Source organism: Rhizobacter sp. P1_G5, assembly GCF_056405435.1.
The window spans coordinates 1-3,423 of the sequence record NZ_JBFUCB010000628.1 but is presented as its reverse complement, the minus strand read 5'-3'; the positions used below and the strand labels follow the sequence as shown (position 1 = coordinate 3,423).

Sequence of the window (3,423 nt, the reverse complement as noted above, 5' to 3'; positions counted from 1 at the left end):
GCGCTGGCGATGCCGGTCGCGAGGCGCAGCGCGTACAGCGCCGCGTCCGAKGTAACGAGGCCGTGCGCCACCAGCATCACGCCCGCCGCGGCGCTGCCGGCCAGCAGCACGCGCCGCGCGCTCAGGCGCGCCAGTGCCAGCGGCGTGGCCAGCGCGCCGAGCAGGTAGCCCGCGGCGTTGACGGTGTTCATCGCGCCGGCGGTGAGGTAGCTCCAGCCCAGGTCGGTGCGCATCGCCGGCAGCAGCAAGGCGTACGAGAAGCGCGCCAGGCCGAGCGATACCGCGGCGGCCAGGGCCAGCGCGGCGGCGGTGCGCAGGGTCGAGGGGGTGGGGGAGCTCATCGCGGTGCATTGTGCCCAGCCTCGTCCTACAGCGTCGCGGGCAGCCGGCCGATGGGCGCGGCGCGCGCGCCGCGGTGCAATGCCGCATGCACAAGCGCTTCGATGTCGACTGCGAGCTGAGCTACCAACTGGCGGGCCCGGCGGACTTCCTGTTCCAGCTGCATGCGCTCGACGGCATGGACCAGCGCGTGCTGAGCGAATCACTGGAGGTGGAGCCGGCGGTGCGTGTGCACGTCTACGAGGATCCGGCGGTCGGCCACCGCTTCGCGCGCCTGTCGGCCGGCGCGGGCACGCTGCGGCTGCAGTACCGCGCCCGCGTGGAACGCCGGCCGGTGCCGGTGGACCTGGCCGCAGCCGAGATGGCGATCACCGAGCTCCCCGACGAGGTGCTGCACAACCTGATGCCCACGCGCTACTGCGAATCCGACCTGCTGTCGCATGCGGCGATCAAGATCTTCGGCGAGCTGCCGCGGGGCGCGATGCGGGTGCAGGCGATCTGCGACTGGCTGCACGACAACGTCGACTACCAGCTCGGCTCGAGCACCGCGACGACGACCGCCTGCGACGTGTTCCGCAACCGGGCCGGCGTGTGCCGCGACTTCGCGCACCTGGGGGTGACCTTCTGCCGCGCGCTCAACATCCCGGCGCGGCTGGTGGTCGGTTATGCGCGCTTCGACGAGCCGCCACCGGACTTCCATGCGCTGTTCGAGGCATACCTGGGTGGGCGCTGGATGATGTTCGATGCGACCCGGATGTCGCCGGTCGACGACCTGGTGCGCATCGCGATGGGGCGCGATGCCAAGGACGTGGCCTTCGCGACGATCTTCGGGCCGGCGACGATGACGGCGATGCGGCCGGATGTCGCGCCGGTGACAGCCACGGGTGCGGATGCCCGGACCCCGGGTGATCCGTCTGCGTGAGCGTGTGGAACGGTGCGCAGCGAGGCGTTACCAAGCGGCCTGTTGCCGTTGAACGGAGCGCCGGATGACTTCGCTGACCACCGACCGCTGCACCCTTGCATGCGCCCCTGCCACGAGACCGGCAGGCTTGTCCGCGGAGGCCTCGTTCCTGCGGATCGTTCAGGCCGTGCAGCAGAAGGAGCGGCTTGCCGCCAGCGGACTGGGCTTCCGGCGGTTCGACCCGACGGCACCCGGCACCCATCACGGGGGCCACGCGCAGGGTTCTGTACGATGACGAGGCCGGGGCCCCTCTGCCTCTTCACCTGACAGGCTGCGTCATGTCCATCTCCTCGATGAAATCGCTGTTCGCCTACAAGGCCTGGGCCAACGCGGAGTTGTTCGCACTGCTGCGGACCCTTCCCGCGGAGCAGGCCGATGCGCTCCACCTGTGCCTGCGGACGCTGAACCACATCTACGTGGTGGACCGGATCTTCCGTGCGCATCTCGGCGGCGAGGCCAGGCCGTTCGACGCCACGAACACCAAGGACACGCCGTCGCTGGCGCAACTGCAGGCCGATGTGGCGGCGACGGACGCGTGGTATGTCGCCTACGCGTCGGGGCTGTCCGAGGCGGCGTTGTCCGAGACCCTGGGCTTCACCTTCACCGATGGCGATGCCGGGCGCATGTCCCGCGAGGAGATGCTGCTGCACGTCATCACGCACGGCGGCTACCACCGCGGCAACGTCGGGCAGGTCCTCAAGTCGATCTCCGTCGCGCCGCCGCGCGATCTGTACACCAAGTTCCTGCACACGAGCGAGCCGGCGCGAAGGGCGGGCTGAACCCGCCGTCAGACGGGTTCGCCGACTTCGTTCTCGGCCAGCCAGCGCCGCCGGTCGCGCGCCGGCGGCGCACCGAACATCCGCCCGTACTCGCGCGCGAACTGCGAGGCGCTCTCGTAGCCGACCTGGTGCGCCGCGCTCGACGCATCGATGCCGCCCGTGAGCAGCAGCCGGCGCGCCTCCTGCAGGCGCAGCTGCTTCTGGAACTGCAGCGGGCTCATCGCGGTGACCGCCTTGAAGTGGTGGTGGAACGACGACACGCTCATGTGCACCTCGCGCGCGATCTCGTCGATGCGCAGCGCGTGCGCGAAGTTCGTGCGCAGCCGCGCGATCGCCTTCGCGATGCGCTGCGTGTGGCTGTCCTGCAGCGCGAGCTGGCGCAGCCGCGCACCTTCGCCGTTCATCAGCAACCGGTACAGGATCTCGCGCTTGACCAGCGGCGCGACGATCGCGATGTCGGCCGGCGCATCGAGCAGATTCAAGAGCCGCAGCACCGGCTCGAGCACCGGCAGCCCGATGCGGTTCACGTAGATGCCGCGCGCCGGCCCGGCGTGCGCGGCGGCGGGCAGGCGTTCGTCGCGGATCAGCTCGCCGATCTCGGCGACGTCCAGCGACAGCCGCAGGCCCAGGTAGGGCAGCGTGTCGCTCGCGACGCGCACCTGGCCGACCACCGGCAGGTCGACCGAAGTCACCAGGTAGTGCAGTGCGTCGTAGGTGTGGATCTCGTCGCCGACCATCACCTGCTTGGAGCCCTGGGCGATCAGCGCCAGCGCCGGTTCGTAGACGTGGTGCTTCGGCCCGCCCGGGTTCGCGATGCGGTAGACGATGAGGCCGGGCACCGGCGTCTGCACGACGCCTTCCGTGCCGGCGGTCGCGCGGTTCAGCATGCCGACCAGCGAGCGGCGGGCGTCGTCGAGTTCGAGGGGGTCGTCCATGGCGGCGTCGCGTGTGCGTGAGGGGGCGTGGAGGATCGGGTGCGTCGCAGCTTAGCGCTGTCCACGCGCACCTGCACCACGGCGCCGAGCGGTCTGGAGAAATGGGCAAGAACTCTGCAGGAACGTGCTGGCGCGGCGGCGGCCGGCGGCTGGACACTGCCGCCCTGGCCCCGCCTCCCGGGGCAACGTCACAAGGAGCTGGACATGCAACATCGCAAACTCGGCCGCACCGGCCTGTTCGTCTCGGAACTGTGCCTGGGCACGATGACCTTCGGCGGCTCGGGCGGCATCTGGAGCCAGATCGGCAAGCTGCAGCAGGACGAGGCCGATGCGCTGGTGGGCCGCGCGCTCGATGCCGGCATCAACTTCATCGACACCGCCGACGTCTATTCCGAAGGCCTGTCGGAGC

5 protein-coding genes are annotated in these 3,423 nt (G+C 70.5%); 3 read left to right on the top strand and 2 right to left on the bottom strand.

The genetic code is table 11. The annotated features are described in order from the left end of the window. The coding region (locus AC1D12_RS28385; protein ID WP_477844431.1) for a YbfB/YjiJ family MFS transporter at window positions 1-341 on the bottom strand (341 nt) is incomplete at its 3' end. Window positions 342-427: 86 nt separating this feature from the next. Here AC1D12_RS28385 and AC1D12_RS28380 point away from each other — a divergent pair. Then, window positions 428-1,261: a transglutaminase-like domain-containing protein gene (locus AC1D12_RS28380; protein ID WP_477824971.1), complete on the top strand. Its 834-nt coding sequence runs from the start codon at window positions 428-430 to the stop codon at window positions 1,259-1,261. Between the two features lie 332 nt (window positions 1,262-1,593). Then, complete coding sequence (locus AC1D12_RS28375) at window positions 1,594-2,079, top strand: DinB family protein (RefSeq protein ID WP_477844429.1); 486 nt, start codon at window positions 1,594-1,596, stop codon at window positions 2,077-2,079. 8 nt (window positions 2,080-2,087) lie between these two features. Here the strand turns inward: AC1D12_RS28375 and AC1D12_RS28370 are convergent, their stop codons facing one another. Then, a complete protein-coding gene (locus AC1D12_RS28370) occupies window positions 2,088-3,014 on the bottom strand; it encodes an AraC family transcriptional regulator (RefSeq protein WP_477824969.1) in 927 nt (308 codons plus the stop codon). 204 nt (window positions 3,015-3,218) lie between these two features. On the opposite strand from AC1D12_RS28370, the gene AC1D12_RS28365 reads away from it, so the two are divergent. Further along, window positions 3,219-3,423 (top strand): aldo/keto reductase (locus AC1D12_RS28365; RefSeq protein WP_477844427.1); only part of this gene is annotated, 205 nt, incomplete at its 3' end.

What these genes read in the sequence shown, in the direction of transcription:
- AC1D12_RS28380 (WP_477824971.1), top strand. Translation starts at nt 428, where the DNA reads ATGCACAAGCGCTTCGATGTCGACTGCGAGCTGAGCTACCAACTGGCG.
- AC1D12_RS28375 (WP_477844429.1), top strand. Translation starts at nt 1,594, where the DNA reads ATGAAATCGCTGTTCGCCTACAAGGCCTGGGCCAACGCGGAGTTGTTC.
- AC1D12_RS28370 (WP_477824969.1), bottom strand. Translation starts at nt 3,014, where the DNA reads ATGGACGACCCCCTCGAACTCGACGACGCCCGCCGCTCGCTGGTCGGC.